We start from the raw sequence: 16283 nt of genomic DNA on the forward strand, positions 1-16283 counted from the left end.
TTTAAAGTATCTTTTAAAGTATCTAAGATGCCATTTGATTTTTCCTCTTCCGATTTTCCACATGCTATTGCAAATAGGCTAAATATAGCAACTAACAAGATTAAAATTTTTCTTTTCATTTTATACCTCCATTTTACTTGCTTCAAGTATAACACATACAGTTTTATTTTTCATACTTTTTTTGAACATTGAATTTTTTATTATAAATACCAAAAGAAAAAAAACTAAATAAAAATAGATTGAATTCTTATTATAAAAATAAATTGACATATTGGGAATTTTTGAACAAAAATTTATAATCTTTTCAAATATTTTATAATTTAATCCCACTAAAGGGCTTAAAATAAAAGACAAATAGAAATTCTCTAAAAACAAATGAAGATAGAGCACTGTTATATAAAAACTTACAAAAGGTAATATTAAAATATTTAATAAAATTGATAAGAATGGAAGACTATTGAAATAAAAAATCTGAATGGGTATTAAAAAAATTTGTATGCTTAAAGTGAAAAAAATATAGTCAAGAGTCTTCCATTTTTTTATATTTAATTTTTTTATAAATGGATAAAAATAAATTATAGCAAGCATTGCTAGATAAGATAACTGAAATGAAAGTGAAAAAACTGTATTCGGTTTTATGAAAATTGATATTATACCACTTGCAAACAATGCTTTTTCAGGGCTTATTTTTTCATATAAAAGCTTCCCAAAAAGATAAATAACTATCATTATATACGCCCTTGTAAAAGATGGACTTTCTTTCACTCCTAAATAATACAGGCTTAAAAAAAATAAACTTGTTATTTCAATAATAAATTTACTTTCAAATATTTTAAAACAAATAAAATAAATAATAAAAAAAACTATTCCTATATGCAAACCAGACATTGCAAATATATGAGATAGCCCCAAATATCTTATCTTTTCTTTTGTCTTTTTAGAAAGAAAATTCTCACCTAAAAATAAAGCCTTATTCATATTCTTTAGGCTAGGTGAAAAATCTTCACTTGCTCTTTCAAAAATATTAGATAAATAAGTATTAATAAAATTCCCTTTCATTTTTTCTGATTTTATTTCTTTTAATTCCATAAAAGAAAAACTATCTTCTTGTCTTAATTTTTTTACTATAAAATAACCATTATATCTTCCATCTTCTTTATAGAATAAACGAGCATATATATTATTAATAGGATATTTATTATTTATCTTAAGTATTGTTGCCTTGCTTTCATTCACATCTAAAAGCATATTATATACTTCTCCATTTTGAAATACGCTTCTTCTTGTTGATAACGAAAATCTAAGTAGTAACAATATTGATATAAGTAAAAAAATAAATATCCTTCTCATGATTTACTCCTATCTTAAAAATTTTATTTTTTACTATCCTTATATTTATAGTAAAAGAAAAATGACAGTATAAAAAAGAATACAGAACTCAAGGCTGCAAGATAAATTCCCATTCTCTCAACTTTTGTTGTCCCACTACTTATTGCGTCCATAATATTAACTCCCTCACCATAAACCAATATTATTGGAAGTATAACTATGGAGATTAAAAATGCCATTTTTAAAAAAAAGCCTTGTATTCCAAAACATACACCTTCTATTCTATGACCTGAGCTTTGACTGATTTCACTCCCTATTTCACTTAACATGGCAGGCGGAAAAATAAATCCTGCTCCTGCTATAGGTGCCCCAATTAAAGCAAATAAAATAAAGCCAAATTTAAGTGGTAAAGCTGTTCCTAAAAGACATAGCATAGTTGTAAATATAATTAAAAAGCTTAAGCACCAAAGCATAACTTTTCTATAACCAAATTTTTTTGAAAGTAAATTTGTAGGATAAAAAAACAAGGCTGAAGTTCCAAAAAGTATCGCTGCACCTAAAGTTATTGCTTTTTTATCATAGCCCATAATATCCTCTATAAAATAGTTCATTATGGCTCTTAAATTATTAAAACCTATAAAGAAAAACAAAAGCCCAAATAGATAGTAGATGAAATTTTTATTTTTCAAAACTATTTTCATAGCCTGTTTAAAATTTGCATTTGAAATCTCCCCACTTGAGTAATCTTTTTCTTTAACATAAAAAATTGTCATAAAAAGTCCTATTAAAACTATGACACATAAACTTATTATCATCCCTCTAATACCTAAAAGTGTATTTCCTTTTCCAATTTTAGCAATCAAAATTCCAGGTATTATCATTGCTATAGCTGTATAAATTAATCTAAAAATTGACTGCCATGTTGACAAATTCAATCTCTCTTCACTTGTCCTCCCTATTTCAGGAATAAGAGCATTGTATGGACCTGCAACGACAGTATAAAAAGTAAAGAACATAGAACCTACAAAAATTAAATAAATAAATGTAGCTTTCTCACTTATTCTTATTGGAAAAAAGAAAGCTATCGTAAACAGAACAAGGGGTATAGTCCCTACTGCTATAAAGGGTATTCTTCTTCCATATTTACTGTTATACCTGTCAGATAAAAAGCCAACAAGAGGATCGGTAACCATATCCACGAGCCTTGATATAGCAAGTGCAAGAGATATAAAAATTGGAGCCATTATGGGTCTTAAACCTGAGTTTTCAGGTGGCAAATAAAAATATAGTATCCATTGAGCAAAAATTTGATCCACTATGGCATAGCTGACCCCTAAACCATATAAAATCTGTATTTTAGTTGTAAGTTTTTTCATTTTTTTCTCCTGTTATCCAATTATAAAACTCACTTGCTCTTTCATTCCAAAAAAATATTTCTCGTGCTTCTTTTGATAGTCTTTTTTGTATGTTTTTTTTAGTGCTTATAATTGGAAAGTCAATTTTTTTTATTTTATTCAAATAGAACTGTCCTTTCAGTGAAAATCCTAATACTCTAATATATGGAATTTCTTCCTTCCATTTTTCAGTTATTTCCTTAGTCAAGCCAATTAAAATATGTGTAAATATCCTTTGAAGTCTAGCATTGGTATATCTTTTGGTTATTATGTCATTTAGAAAATCTCTATAATTAATATTTTTTTGAGCAGATTTAAAAATTCTTTGCTCTAACCCTATCTCAATATCTTGAATACTTGAAAGTTGATTATAATTAAATAGAATATTATACCTTAAATAAGGATAAAAATCTTCCCAGAATGCAAAGGGTTCTTCTAGTAAAGAAGCAGATACCAAATATTGAGAATAATTTTCTTTATTTAAAATTTTTTGTCTTATAACACTTGCACCTGCTATTTTATCTTCTGAGTTTTCACCATAATATTTAGCTGATTTTCGTAAAATACTTCTAGCCTGCATTTTAGATTTCCAAAACCACAGTGCTTTTATATACTCTATTCCAAGCATATCATTGGACTCAATTTTGATATCAGACAGAGATTTTGAAAATGCTGTGGGATAAGAATAGCCCTCCTTTAAAAATTTTTTTAGTTTTTTATTAAATTCTTCATCTAAAGTCATCTCAGCAATTTTTTTTAATCTTTCAATATCATTAGTTTCTGAACCAAATACAAAATTTTCACAACCTAGTATATTTAATATTCCAACTGCTGATCTAGCAAAAATTTCTGCCGATTGTGTAGAATAAAAAGCTGGGAGCTCAATAATTAAATCGACTCCCATTTCTATTGCCTTTTTTGCTCTTCTATTTTTTGAAATAACTGCAGGCTCTCCCCTTTGCACAAAATCTCCGCTCATTACAGCAATTTTTATGCTATCGGGATAAAATTCTTCTATTTTTTGGATATGATGTAAATGCCCATTGTGGAAAGGATTATACTCAACTATCAGACCTATAATTTTTTTCATATCCAATCTCCTCTGTCTTAAATTATTTCTTTATCATATTTTTTAACTCTAAATATGTCTGTATTGCTCCTTTTATATAAGCTTTTTGTAAAGAATAACTATCTGGAAATTCTTTTTTAGCATTCAATTCTATATTTTCTAAATCTTTTTTAGGAATATTTGAATTTTCCAGAATTTCTTTTATTTCTTTTTTATTTTTTATATTTTCTTCCTCTATCTTTTGTTGGCTTATCTTTTGTTCATCTCTTATTCTTTGAACTAAATTCTTATAGTCTGCTATTTCATCATTTACACTAGCAAGCTGTTTTGGATAATTTGAACCATACATAGCATGTAATCTTCTGGCTATTGCATCCGCATCTTGTTTAGGTATTCCTGAGTTTTCTAATCTTTTCATTAACTCCAAGTAAGAATCTTTATACCAATCAAAATATTCTCTTTTATCTGAACTTGAATTATTTGATACAGCCTGTCTTATTTCTCTTTCAACCGCCTCTGGTAATTCTTGTTTTATTTTTCCGTTTAAGGAAAAAGATAAGCTAGCCATTAATAAAAACAATAATAAAATAAGTTTTCTCATTTTTCAACTCCTAAATTTTCATAATATATTCTTATTAAAATAACTCTGGTGCAGATACAACCTTCAAATCTTTGTCAATTTCAAATATTAAAGGTTTCCCTGTAGGTAAATTTAAATTTAAAATGTCTTCATTTGAAATATTCAAAAGATATTTTATAAGTGCTCTTAAAGAATTTCCGTGTGCTGCAACTATAACATTTTTACCTTCTTTTAAGCTCTTTGAAATATCAGAATCCCAGTAAGGTAAAACTCTAGCTATAGTATCTTTTAAACTTTCTCCTTTAGGAATATCTTTTTCTTCTAAACCAACATATCTCTTTTCTTTTTTAGGATAATACTCACTTGTTTCATCTACAAGTGGAGGAGCTATATCAAAGCTTCTTCTCCAAATATGAACTTGTTCATCACCATATTTTTTTGCAGTTTCTGCTTTATTTAAACCTGTTAATGCTCCGTAGTGTCTTTCATTCAATCTCCAAGATTTGTAAACTGGAATATATATTTCATCCATTTCTTCTAAAACAATATTAAGTGTTTTATTTGCTCTTTTTAAATATGAAGTATAAGCTACATCAAAAGAAAAACCTAAGTCCTTCAATTCTTTTCCAGCTGTTTTTGCTTCTTCAATTCCTTTAGGACTTAAATCTACATCTTTCCAACCTGTAAATCTATTTTCTAAGTTCCATTGACTTTCTCCATGACGTATTAAAACTAATTTCATTCTATATCCTCCTAAATTTTATTTCTTTTCAACTATTTTACTATATTTGATATTACATTTCAAATGTTTTTATTTTCTCTATATAAATGTTATAATAAATTATCAACTAACGAAAAATTTTTATACAAATTATTCTCCTGTAGCATTTACAAATTTAAAATTTTGTGATATTATTTAGTAGTTTAGTAAATAATTAAGGATAGATATTATGATTTTTCAAAGAACAGAACTCCTTATTGGAAATGAAAATTTAGAAAAATTAAAAAATTCTCATATCATAGTTTTTGGTTTGGGTGGAGTTGGTGGCTCAGCAGTTGAAGCATTAGTTAGAGCAGGAGTTGGAGAACTGTCATTAGTTGATTTTGACACTGTTGATATAACTAATCTCAATAGGCAAATAATAGCAACACAGAATACCATTGGTAAGGCTAAGGTCGTTGCTATGAAAGAAAGAGCTTTAAGCATTAATCCTGATATAAAAATAAATATCTATGCTGAAAAATTTTTAAAAGAAAATTCTGACTTATTTTTTAAAAATAAAAAGTATGACTATGTTGTCGATGCAATAGATTTAATAACGGCTAAACTTGATTTAATCGAACTTTGTTACAAGGAAAAAATTCCTATAATCTCTTCTATGGGTACAGGAAATAAGCTTGACCCTAGTATGTTTGAAGTAGCTGACATAAGCAAAACTTCTGTCTGCCCCTTAGCTAAGATAATAAGAAAAGAATTAAGAAATAGAAAGATTAAAAAGTTAAAGGTTGTTTTTTCAAAAGAAGAACCTAAAAAGCCTCTGAATGAAAATTCTAGTAGAGAAAAGAAATATAATGTTGGAAGTGTTGCCTTTGTTCCACCTGTTGTAGGTATGATATTGGCAGCAGAAATTATAAAAGATATATGTGAACTATAAATGGAGGATAATTATGAAAACGATAGGTATTTTTTATGCTACACTTAATAAAACAACTACTGGTATAGTTGATGAATTTGAATTTTTTTTAAAAAAAGATGACTTTAAAACTTTTAATGTCAAAAGTGGTGTAAAAGAGATTGAAAACTTTGAAAATCTTATTCTAATAACACCTACTTACGGTGTTGGTGAAGCTCATGCTGCTTGGATGAATAATCTGAAAAAATTAGAAGAAATTGATTTTACAGGAAAAGTTGTAGGGCTTGTTGGACTAGGAAATCAATTTGCCTTTGGTGAATCTTTCTGTGGAGGCATTAGACATATCTATGATGTCATAACAAAAAAGGGTGCAAAGATTGTTGGCTTTACAAGCATTGACGGATATCACTTTGAGGAAACTGAAATTATAGAAGATGGTAAATTTATTGGTCTTGCACTTGATGAAGAAAATCAAGCGAGCTTAACACCAAAAAGAATTGAGAATTGGATAAACGATATTAAAAAAGAATTTAAATAAATTTAGATTTTCCCATTAAAAAAATTAAGCTGTTGCAATTTTAATTCTAAAAATGCAACAGCCTATTTTTTATTCCATTTCTACCTTAACTAATTTAGGATATTTTAATAATTCATTCCCTTTCAAATATTTATAAGTTTCTGTTAAACCTTCCCTTAAAGTATAATTATTCTTAAATCCTGTTTCTTTTAACCTTTTTATATTTCCATATAAATTTACATTTCTAAAGGGAAACCAATCTCTTGCTTTTATTTTTTCATTACATTCAATATATCTAATATCAATATTTCTATTGGCTACTTGTGCACATAATTTAACAAAATCTACAATGCTTATATATTCATCTCCACTTATATTAAAAATTTCTTTATAACATTTTTCATTTTTAAAAGAATATGCAATACTATCAACTAAATCCTCAATATACCCAAATTGAACTATATTTTCTCCCTTATCTGGTAGATATATAGGTAAATTATTTTCTAGTCTTCAAAAAATATATTGTTCCCTATCTAAGTTATTTCCTACTCCATAGATATAAAAAGGTCTAAATATTGTATATTCTTCTGTCATTTTTTTAGTTTCTATCTCTGCTAAAAATTTATTTTTTGCATAATCACCCCATAGTTTATTTTCTCCTACATCTGATTTTTCATCAACAGGAAACTGAGAGTTATTATTATAAATTGAAGCACTGCTAATTAAAATATATTGTCTAAATTTACCTTTAATAACTCTATAAAGCTTTTCAACGTGTTCTCCAGTATATGCAGATACATCAATTACTATATCAAATTTATTATTGGCTAATTTCAAAAATAATTCTTCATAATTATTTCTGTCAGCTTTAATATGAAATGCTCCTTTTAAATTTTCCCTACTCCCTCTATTTAATACTGATACATCATGATTTCTTAATAATAATTTTTTTACTAAAGCTTTTCCTAAAAATTGATTTCCACCCATTACCAAGATTTTCACTTTAAGCTCCTTTAATTTTAACCCTAAATATCCAACTCCCCTTCAAAAGTTTTGACAGCAAACCCACCTACCAACACTCTATTTTCAAGAACTTGAGCAATTATTTCACTTTCTCTGCCCATTGTTTCTCCTTGAATACATCTTAAATATTCAGCTTCATTTAAATACTTTTTACTGTATAAAAAATAAGCAAGAGCTCCATTGGAAGTGCCAGTTGCAGCCTCTTCATCAATATCAACTATAGGGGCAAAATTTCTGACATAGGCAAGTAAATTATTTTTTTCATCTCTCTCTAAAGCAAAAGGATGAAAAGAAATTATATCCAGTTTTTTACTAATTTCTTTAATTTTTTCCATATCTGCTTTTATACTATATAATTTTTCCTTATTTTTTAAATGTATCATTATATCCCAAAGCCCAGTATAGGCTTTTACAATTTTTAACTCTGCCAAATCATCATCTATAGAAAGTCCCAAGGCTTCCATTATCAAAGAAAAATCTACATTTATTTTTTCGTCAATTTTAGCCTCTGCCTGATACATCATTATATTTTCTATCTTATCATTTTTAAAATTGACTATTACAGGAAGAATCCCCAGATTAGTTTCAATATTCACGATATTTTTCCCAGTTTTCAAGTTTAAAAGCTTATTATCACATAGGCATGTTATATAGGCTATAGTTGCATGACCACATAAATCAACTTCCGAATTGGGAGTAAAAAAACGAACTTTTTTTATGGCTTTATCGCTTTCAAACAAAAATACTGATTCAGAATAATTGAACTCTTTTGCAATATTTTTCATATCTTCAAGCCCTAGACCATCTGCAAAAGGTATTACTGCTGCTTGATTTCCTTTAAACTTATCTTTGGTAAATGCATCATAAATATATGCTTTTATTCTCATTGTATTCCTCCTTTACTTTTATATAGCCAGCATAACACTTTTTTTGAAATTAGTAAAGTTTGTTATTATTTATAGAAACTTATTATTTTTCCTGCATAGCCTCTCTTAAAAATGGAAGCAGTGAACGGCTTATAATTACTATTCTACTCTCCACATTAAAACTCATAAGTTTTCTTTGTTCCAATAAATCATACCAAGTTGTCTTGCTTATTCCAAATAATTCTACTAATTCCTTTGTCGAACAAAATTCCCCCAGCACATCAAGTATCAAATGTTCTAAAAAATTTTCTATCTCATTTTTAGGTGACCAGTTAAAGAAATTATTAATATAAAAATCCTCTTGTGATAGAGGATTTTCTATTAGATATATATTGTCACTTAAATCTAGGCAGTCTAAAAAAGAAGAAATTTCATATTCCCTTCTCCCATACTTAGTTCTTGTCTTAACTTTTTCATTACTTACCAAATTATATATTAAAACTAAACTTAAGCCTAATATTTCAGAAAGTTTTTTTGCGCTTGCATATTCTCCCATTCTATTTTTTAAAATTTGAAAAACTATTTCTCTCATACACATAAGTATACCTCCTAATAATTTTTTTATTTTAATTTTTTATAGAAGTTTTAATGAGATTATGTGAAGGCTCATTCCCCCTTTGCAATAGATTTTTTAATAACTTAGTTTTATAAAAATATGGGAGAAAATTTCTCCCATATCAAAATTACTTCTTTTTAAGTAAAATATTTAATTGTTGCTTCATAAGCTCAATCTCTTGTGCTTGTGCATTTATTCTTTCATCTTGTTTTTGTAATCTGTCATTTTGTGTGTTCACTAATGATTTTAATTGATTATTTTCTCTTGCAAGTCTGTTCATTTCATCTTGCACTATATAAGCAGGCGTATTAGTTGGAGATGATGAGCCTCCCTTACCTAATTTCCAAGTTAAACTTACATTTGCCATTGCATTTGTCTTTCTCTCATTGCTAAGAGCTACTCCTGCCGTCATCATTACATTTTCCTTAAAGTAATGTGTCAGTCCTACTGCTATGGCATGCTTATTTCTATATGTACCCACTCCTGCCATTATTTGATTTGGCGCTTGCGGATCATATTGCATAGGATGTAGAGCAGATAGTGCTGCTGAAAGTGAGCCTATTCCTCTCATTTCATCTTTAGCATCTCTTACTTCTTTTCTTAAATTTTGTATTCCCACAGTTCCTGAGTTTTGCATTACATTATAAAGTTGTCTTCCTGTTACCGCGTCTGTTGATGTAGCTGACAATTCTCCATCTGCAACATTAGTTATCTTTCTTTTTAAAGTTGCAGAACCGACTGACACCTCATTAGAAGATGTAACTGCCGAATTATTTCCAAGTGCTACTGAATTTGTTATTCCTGCTGCTATAGTTACATTAGAACCCATTACAAAATTATCATCGCCCGCTATTGTATTATCATTACCGAAGGCATATGAACGATTACCTGTTACTATATTCGGATCTCCAAAAGCTCCTGAATTATTTCCGCTTACTTGGTTTTTATATCCGACTGCTGTTGATTCATTTCCTGTTACTACATTGCCGTTACCAAGACCTGTACTGTTTGTGCCTGTTGCTGTGTTTGCTATTCCGCTAACTGTTGCAACTGCAAGCTTAGCCTTCCATGCCGTTATATCTGTTGCTGATAGATTGCTTCCGTCTTTTGCAGCTTTTACATTTAGCTTAGCATCTGTCTGTGCCTTAGTATAGGCATCAACAACTCCGCCTCCACCAAGTGAAGCTGCTGCTATTGCATCTTCCATTTGTTTTTTATTGACTGCATCGGTATCATTTGTTCCTGCTGCTAAATGAACTATTTTTCTTCTCTTAGCATTAGAGCCCACTGATACCACTTGGCTTTCCTCTACTGTAGAATCATTACCTAGTACCACCACATCTGTTATCGGGCTGCCAGCAGCTCCTATACTTACCTTATTTCCTAATATATGGTTATTATCTGAGCCCGATGCTATTTTATTAAAAGTTCCTATAGCCCATGAATTATTTCCTTCTATTTTATATTGATAGCCGCCATATCTATCTCCTCTTCCAAAAGCTCCTGAACCTTGTCCTGATACATAAGTTTCATATCCAAAAGAGGAACTTTCCTCTCCACTGGCTGTATTTCCATAGCCAATAGCGGAACTATACTCTCCACTGGCTTCATTTTCATATCCAAAAGCAGAACTTCCTTTTTTTTCAGCCTTATTAAAAGAGCCAACTGCAGAAGACCAATCTCCACTAGCTTCATTAACAACTCCAAAAGCAGAACTATTTAAGCCACTAGCTTTATTACCTACTCCTACTGCTGAAGCATGAACTTTTTGTGCTGGTTTTGATGAATTTCCTGCTTCATTTTTAGTCTCCTCTCCTCTATAAAAATAACTTTCTCCAACTGCAACGCTTTGATCCGAATGTGCTATACTTCCCGTTCCTGCCTCATATTTTGCTGCTAAAGATGATTGTGCTAATAAAATTAGTAATGTAAGTGTTAAAAATTTTAAACTTCTTTTCATAATAAACACTCCTTTTCATTTTTTATTTAAATTCACATAATCCTATCTTAATTTTATTGTATCAAAAAAAAAAAAAATGCAACAAATTTATACATTTTATTTTAATATATTTAAGTATTTATTTTTTGAATTTGAAATATAGAAAATTTCCTACTTTGCATTTTTTTAATTAGGGAGAAAAGGAAAAATTTTTTATAGTAATTTATTTTGTATTTAAAAAAGCAGGACTTTAATCCTGCTCCCTAGTCTTCAATTTCTAATTTTTTCTTTTATCTTCTAAAATACCTCCAGCCAAATGCTCTAACAGCAAGGTACATTAAATTTCTTTTGAAAATATTTACTAAATCTTCTTTCATTATCTCTAAAAAAATTCTATCTGCTTCTTTTCTTGTAGCTTTTATATCACAATTTTTAGAATACAGCCAATCGTGAATGAGGCTTGCCGAACTATGTTTGCCATAGGGCAGTATAAAAATATTAAAAATTCTTGGCACAGAAGCGAAGTCTGTTATAAATCCCTTAGGCACTTCTATTTTTCTATCTCTAACCATATAGCTATAATCAGAAAGCAATTCAAATTTTGAATTTTTTAAATCTTTTAACTCTAAAGAATTAAGCTCCATATTTTCCTCCCTAAATAAAAAGAGGGGCTATTACAGTTTATAGACTTACAGGCTCTGCTGTCATGCCTAAATAATCGAAAGAGCCTTTGGTAAACTCTTGGAATATTTAGGCTGACAAGTAAAACTTTTTAAAATCTAATCTGTAACAGCCCTTATAATTTTTATGCTCCTAGCCTTGAGTTAAAAATACTTTCAGCGCTTCCACTTCAACCTTTTTAAAAGCTATATTTGCCAATGTGTTTTCTGATTTTTTTATCTGCTTTTTGATAGTTTCTATCCAAGAATCATAATCATCATATACAGGATTATCAAATGCTACGCCTGTAGCTTTTTTCTCCTCCAAATATTGGACTGCTACCTTATCATTTTCTATCTCCTTTTTCACAGACAATTCTCTTGATATCCCCTTATCCAATTTTGCAACATATGCTTCCACTAAAGCTTTTTTTTCAGTTGTTTCCATTTTTCTTCCTCCTTAATTTTATTTTTCTAACAGATCTGTTGTTGCCTTTATAATAAAACATTTTCAAATTTATTTCCTGTTCTATAAGGAACTATCTTACTCTATGAAAAATATTTAAGGATAAAAAAAGGCTACTGCTTTTTAAAAATTAATTTACAGTAGCCTATATTTTTTAAATTTTATTTAATTTTTTATCAGTAAAACTTGATATTTAAGTTCTTATTTTTGAAGATCATATCTATCTAAAGTCATAACCTTATTCCATGCTTTTACAAAATCTCTTATGAATTTCTCTTTAGAATCTGAACTTGCATAAATTTCACTTATTGCTCTTAATTGAGAATTAGATCCAAATATTAAATCAAATCTTGTTGCTTCCCATTTCTCTTTTCCAGTTTTTCTATCTGTTCCAATAAATTCTCTATCGCTTCCTTCTTTTTTCTTCCAAGAAATTCCCATATCTAAAATATTTACAAAGAAATCATTAGATAAAACACCTGGTCTATCTGTTAGCACTCCATTTTTAGAATTTTTATAGTTAATATTTAAAGATCTTAATCCACCTAATAAAACTGTCATTTCAGGAGCAGTAAGTCTTAATAGCTGCGCTTTATCTATCATAAGTTCCTCATCAGCTATAGTATAAGTATGTTTTATATAATTTCTGAAAGGATCTACAACTGGTTCTAAAACTCCAAATGATCTTACATCTGTCTGTTCAGCTAAGGCATCATTACGCCCTGCCACAAATGGAACTTCTAAATCAAGCCCTGCTTCTTTTGCTGCCCTTTCTATACCAGCATTACCAGCTAAAACAATTATATCTGCAACTGATATTTTTTTGTTTGTACTTTGCTTTTTATTGAAGTCTGCTGCTACCTTTTCAAGTTTTGCCAATATTTTTTCCAATCTTTCAGGCTCATTTACTTCCCAATTTTTTTGAGGTTCCAATCTTATTCTTGCTCCATTAGCTCCACCTCTAAAATCACTTCCTCTAAATGTAACAGCAGAAGCCCAAGCTGTTGACACTAGTTCTGAAACTGATAAACCTGTTTCAAGTAACATTTTCTTAAGTTCTTTTATATCCTCATCATTTACTAACTCATAATCTATAGCAGGGATAGGGTCTTGCCACTTAAAATCTTCCGCTGGAACATCTTTTCCTAAATAACGAGTTTTAGGGCCTAAATCTCTATGAGTTAATTTAAACCAAGCTTTTGCAAATGCATCAGCAAATTTTTCTGGATTTTGATGGAAATCTTTAGATATAGCTCCATATATAGGATCCATTCTCATTGCCATATCTGCTGTTGTCATCATCGGTCTTTCTTTCTTTTCTGGGTTATGAGCTGCTGGAACAGTTGCTGATTTAGGATCTGTAGGTATCCATTGCCATGCACCTGCTGGGCTTTTTACTAAATCCCAATCATAGCCTAACAATGTATCAAAATATCCATTATCCCATTTTATTGGATTCGGTGTCCATGCTCCTTCAATTCCGCTTGTAATAGTATCATCACCTTTTCCACTTTTATAAGTGCTCTTCCATCCAAGCCCCATCTCTTCAATAGGTGCTGCTTCTGGTTCTGCTCCTACATAAGTTGCTGAGCCTGCACCATGACATTTCCCGAAAGTATGACCTCCTGCAACTAAAGCTACTGTTTCTTCATCTCCCATAGCCATTCTTGCAAAAGTTACTCTAATATCTTTTGCTGACTCAAGAGCACTTGGAACTCCATTCGGTCCTTCTGGATTTACATATATAAGCCCCATTTGAATCGCCGCAAGTGGTCTTTCTAATTCTTTTCCATCTGCAGATTGACGCTCATTACCTAGCCAATTTTTTTCTTTTCCCCAGTAAGTATCTTCTTCTGGTTCCCAAATATCCTCTCTTCCACCTGCAAAGCCCAATGTTTTAAAGCCCATTGATTCAAGAGCACAATTTCCTGCTAATATCATCAAATCTGCCCATGATATTTTATTACCATACTTCTGTTTGATAGGCCATAAAAGTCTTCTTGCTTTATCTAGGTTTGCATTATCGGGCCAACTGTTAAGGGGTGCAAATCTTTGGTTTCCTGTGTTTGCTCCTCCTCTTCCATCACTTGTTCTATATGTTCCAGCACTGTGCCATGCCATTCTTAAAAACAGTGGTCCATAATGTCCATAGTCTGCTGGCCACCAATCTTGTGAATCTGTCATTAAATTTACAAGATCTTTTTTTAATTCGTCTAAATCCAATTTTTTAAATTCTTCTTTATAATTAAAATCTTTATCCATTGGAGTTATTTTTTCTGAATGTAAACTCAAAATTTTTAAATCCAATTGATTTGGCCACCAATCTTTGTTAGTAGTTGCCTCTTCAGATTTTGCTGTGTTAAACCCTAATTTTTCCTTTATAAATTCTGGTATTTTTCCAACTTTCCCTGTTACAGGGCATTTTCCTTCTGCCATACTTGCCTCCTTAAATATTTTATTTTAAATAATATTAAATTATTTCCTCTATATTATATTATAATTTATTTGTTTTGTCTACAAAATTGTAATTATTACAAAATATGTTTTTTTAACTTTTATTTTTATATATTTTTAGATATTTACCAATCTAAAACAATAGATTTAATCTTAGTCATACTTTCAATGCTATATTTAATACCCTGCACTCCAACTCCCGAACCCTTTATTCCTAAAAAAGGAAAGTTATCTGGTCCTCTTTGAGTTTTATTATTAATTTGTACTGTTCCTACATCTAATTTTTTACCTATATCAAAGGCCTTCTTTATGTCGTTTGTAAATATTGAAGTCTGTAAACCATATTCTGAGTTATTGCAAATTTCAATAGCTTCATCTATGTTTTTAACTCTTATTATTGGTAAAATAGGACCAAATGGTTCTTCCCAAGCTATCTGCATATCCAAATTTACATGATCAAATAAAACTGGCCACATTAAATTTCCTTCTCTTTTTATTTTAGTTAATGCTTTTGCACCTTTTTTCAAAGCATCTTCAATTAACTCCTCAATAAAGTCTGCAGATTTATTGTCAATTAATGCTGTAATATCTGCATTATCAAAAGGATTCCCAATTTTTAATTTTTCTATTTCTATTTTAATTAAATCTACTAACTTATCTGCAACTTCTTCAACTACCAAAACTCTCTTTATAGCTGTACATCTCTGCCCAGAATAGCTAAATGCTCCACTCACAATATCTTTTGCTGCCTTCTCCAAATCAGCATCTTCAGCAACAATGGCCCCATCTTTTCCACCAAGTTCCAAAGATATTGGACGCATTCCAGCTAGCTCTCCTATTCTTTTCCCAACTGCAGTACTACCTGTAAAATTAATAAAATCTACAAGAGGATTTTCTATTAAGTAATCTCCTATTTCAGAGCCTCTTCCTGTAACCGTGTTTATTACTCCAGCAGGAATACCAGCTTCATAGAAACTCTTTATTAATAGAAGCGCACTCATAGCTCCCTGAGTTGGCGGCTTAAATAGAACTACATTTCCAGCTATTAATGCTGGAGCTATTTTAGAGGCTGATAAATTTACTGGATAATTAAATGGAGCTATTGCTAGAACTAAACCCATAGGCTCTCTTCTAACCATAGCTATCTTGCTTTTACTTGCTGCTTCAAAACTTCCTCCCTCTATAATTTCTCCAACTGTTCTCACGCCTTCCTCAGCTGAGTATCTTATTAAATCAACTGTTCTTACAACTTCATTTAATGCAGCTTTTAATGGCTTTGCAACCTCTTTGGCAAGCACATTAGCTATTATATCCTTATCTCTTTCTAGTATTTGTGCTGCTCTGTATAAATATTTAGCTCTTTCTACAATAGCTAAGTTTTTCCATTCTTTCAATGCAGCCTTTGCAGTTTTTATTGCTTTATCCGCCTCTTCCCTTGTCATCGCGGGTATACTTCCTATTTCTTCATTATCTATAGGTGAATATATTTTTATTTCTTTTTCGGAACTTATCCATTCACCATTTACTAAATTTTTATATTGCATTTTTCCCCCTTATATAATGAAAACATAGTAAATCTAAGTTGTCATTTTATTTTTAATTAAAAGTCTTTCAAAATATATACTTTAACTTATTATTATTTTATATTAAAATTTTTTATATTACAAGAATCTTTAAGAAAAAATAGCTCTAGATTTTATTCTCCTGAAACTTATCTAAAATTTTATTTTATTTTTT

At 29.8% G+C, this 16283-nt stretch carries 14 protein-coding genes and 1 pseudogene; 2 read left to right on the forward strand and 13 right to left on the reverse strand.

What is annotated here, in order from left to right:
• Positions 1-120: 120 nt before the first annotated feature.
• Genes Q4A58_RS06625 through gpmA form a run of 5 tightly spaced genes read right to left on the reverse strand, consistent with a single transcriptional unit; the run spans position 121 to position 5114 of the window.
• Entirely contained in the window at positions 121-1350 is a 1230-nt protein-coding gene (locus tag Q4A58_RS06625; protein ID WP_303117695.1) for a ComEC/Rec2 family competence protein, read from the reverse strand.
• Positions 1351-1373: 23 nt separating this feature from the next.
• The gene (locus Q4A58_RS06630; RefSeq protein ID WP_303117697.1) at positions 1374-2705 is read right to left on the reverse strand and encodes an MFS transporter; all 1332 of its coding nucleotides are present in this window, start codon (positions 2703-2705) and stop codon (positions 1374-1376) included.
• A complete protein-coding gene (locus tag Q4A58_RS06635; RefSeq protein WP_303117699.1) occupies positions 2686-3813 on the reverse strand; it encodes a nucleotidyltransferase in 1128 nt (375 codons plus the stop codon). The genes Q4A58_RS06630 and Q4A58_RS06635 overlap by 20 nt, the downstream gene beginning before the upstream one ends.
• Before the next feature lie 22 nt (positions 3814-3835).
• Positions 3836-4393, reverse strand: coding sequence for a hypothetical protein (locus tag Q4A58_RS06640; protein ID WP_303117700.1), 558 nt, complete (start codon positions 4391-4393; stop codon positions 3836-3838).
• 34 nt (positions 4394-4427) lie between these two features.
• The gene (gene gpmA, locus Q4A58_RS06645) at positions 4428-5114 is read right to left on the reverse strand and encodes a 2,3-diphosphoglycerate-dependent phosphoglycerate mutase (protein WP_303117701.1); all 687 of its coding nucleotides are present in this window, start codon (positions 5112-5114) and stop codon (positions 4428-4430) included.
• A gap of 208 nt (positions 5115-5322) precedes the next feature.
• Between gpmA and Q4A58_RS06650 the strand changes: the two genes are divergently transcribed.
• The gene (locus Q4A58_RS06650) at positions 5323-6027 is read left to right on the forward strand and encodes a tRNA threonylcarbamoyladenosine dehydratase (RefSeq protein WP_303117703.1); all 705 of its coding nucleotides are present in this window, start codon (positions 5323-5325) and stop codon (positions 6025-6027) included.
• Between the two features lie 13 nt (positions 6028-6040).
• Positions 6041-6544, forward strand: coding sequence for a flavodoxin (locus tag Q4A58_RS06655; protein ID WP_303117705.1), 504 nt, complete (start codon positions 6041-6043; stop codon positions 6542-6544).
• 69 nt (positions 6545-6613) lie between these two features.
• Here the strand turns inward: Q4A58_RS06655 and Q4A58_RS06660 are convergent.
• The 8 genes and pseudogenes from Q4A58_RS06660 to Q4A58_RS06695 all read right to left on the reverse strand — a co-directional run bounded on the left by Q4A58_RS06660 (position 6614) and on the right by Q4A58_RS06695 (position 16090).
• Positions 6614-7510: pseudogene (locus tag Q4A58_RS06660) on the reverse strand (NAD-dependent epimerase/dehydratase family protein).
• Between the two features lie 38 nt (positions 7511-7548).
• A complete protein-coding gene (locus Q4A58_RS06665) occupies positions 7549-8433 on the reverse strand; it encodes a PhzF family phenazine biosynthesis protein (protein ID WP_303117707.1) in 885 nt (294 codons plus the stop codon).
• Positions 8434-8515: 82 nt separating this feature from the next.
• On the reverse strand, positions 8516-9010 hold the full coding sequence (locus tag Q4A58_RS06670) for a helix-turn-helix domain-containing protein (RefSeq protein ID WP_303117709.1): 495 nt from the start codon (positions 9008-9010) through the stop codon (positions 8516-8518).
• A gap of 145 nt (positions 9011-9155) precedes the next feature.
• Positions 9156-10988 (reverse strand): YadA-like family protein, encoded by a 1833-nt coding sequence (locus tag Q4A58_RS06675; RefSeq protein WP_303117711.1) that lies wholly within the window; start codon positions 10986-10988, stop codon positions 9156-9158.
• Positions 10989-11257: 269 nt separating this feature from the next.
• Positions 11258-11611 carry a DUF1353 domain-containing protein gene (locus Q4A58_RS06680; RefSeq protein WP_303117713.1) on the reverse strand — a complete coding sequence of 118 codons (354 nt, stop codon included), beginning with the start codon at positions 11609-11611 and terminating at the stop codon, positions 11258-11260.
• Positions 11612-11780: 169 nt separating this feature from the next.
• The gene (locus Q4A58_RS06685) at positions 11781-12074 is read right to left on the reverse strand and encodes a hypothetical protein (RefSeq protein WP_303117715.1); all 294 of its coding nucleotides are present in this window, start codon (positions 12072-12074) and stop codon (positions 11781-11783) included.
• A gap of 219 nt (positions 12075-12293) precedes the next feature.
• The gene (gene katG / locus Q4A58_RS06690) at positions 12294-14528 is read right to left on the reverse strand and encodes a catalase/peroxidase HPI (protein ID WP_303117717.1); all 2235 of its coding nucleotides are present in this window, start codon (positions 14526-14528) and stop codon (positions 12294-12296) included.
• A gap of 143 nt (positions 14529-14671) precedes the next feature.
• Entirely contained in the window at positions 14672-16090 is a 1419-nt protein-coding gene (locus Q4A58_RS06695) for an NADP-dependent glyceraldehyde-3-phosphate dehydrogenase (RefSeq protein WP_303117718.1), read from the reverse strand.
• Positions 16091-16283: the final 193 nt, after the last annotated feature.

Source organism: Fusobacterium sp. (genome assembly GCF_030528405.1).
Taxonomy (GTDB): domain Bacteria; phylum Fusobacteriota; class Fusobacteriia; order Fusobacteriales; family Fusobacteriaceae; genus Fusobacterium.

Bases quoted from the DNA above. Each gene is read 5' to 3' on its own strand.
- Q4A58_RS06625 (WP_303117695.1), bottom strand. From the start codon at position 1,350: ATGAGAAGGATATTTATTTTTTTACTTATATCAATATTGTTACTACTT.
- Q4A58_RS06630 (WP_303117697.1), bottom strand. From the start codon at position 2,705: ATGAAAAAACTTACAACTAAAATACAGATTTTATATGGTTTAGGGGTC.
- Q4A58_RS06635 (WP_303117699.1), bottom strand. From the start codon at position 3,813: ATGAAAAAAATTATAGGTCTGATAGTTGAGTATAATCCTTTCCACAAT.
- Q4A58_RS06640 (WP_303117700.1), bottom strand. From the start codon at position 4,393: ATGAGAAAACTTATTTTATTATTGTTTTTATTAATGGCTAGCTTATCT.
- gpmA (WP_303117701.1), bottom strand. From the start codon at position 5,114: ATGAAATTAGTTTTAATACGTCATGGAGAAAGTCAATGGAACTTAGAA.
- Q4A58_RS06650 (WP_303117703.1), top strand. From the start codon at position 5,323: ATGATTTTTCAAAGAACAGAACTCCTTATTGGAAATGAAAATTTAGAA.
- Q4A58_RS06655 (WP_303117705.1), top strand. From the start codon at position 6,041: ATGAAAACGATAGGTATTTTTTATGCTACACTTAATAAAACAACTACT.
- Q4A58_RS06665 (WP_303117707.1), bottom strand. From the start codon at position 8,433: ATGAGAATAAAAGCATATATTTATGATGCATTTACCAAAGATAAGTTT.
- Q4A58_RS06670 (WP_303117709.1), bottom strand. From the start codon at position 9,010: ATGTGTATGAGAGAAATAGTTTTTCAAATTTTAAAAAATAGAATGGGA.
- Q4A58_RS06675 (WP_303117711.1), bottom strand. From the start codon at position 10,988: ATGAAAAGAAGTTTAAAATTTTTAACACTTACATTACTAATTTTATTA.
- Q4A58_RS06680 (WP_303117713.1), bottom strand. From the start codon at position 11,611: ATGGAGCTTAATTCTTTAGAGTTAAAAGATTTAAAAAATTCAAAATTT.
- Q4A58_RS06685 (WP_303117715.1), bottom strand. From the start codon at position 12,074: ATGGAAACAACTGAAAAAAAAGCTTTAGTGGAAGCATATGTTGCAAAA.
- katG (WP_303117717.1), bottom strand. From the start codon at position 14,528: ATGGCAGAAGGAAAATGCCCTGTAACAGGGAAAGTTGGAAAAATACCA.
- Q4A58_RS06695 (WP_303117718.1), bottom strand. From the start codon at position 16,090: ATGCAATATAAAAATTTAGTAAATGGTGAATGGATAAGTTCCGAAAAA.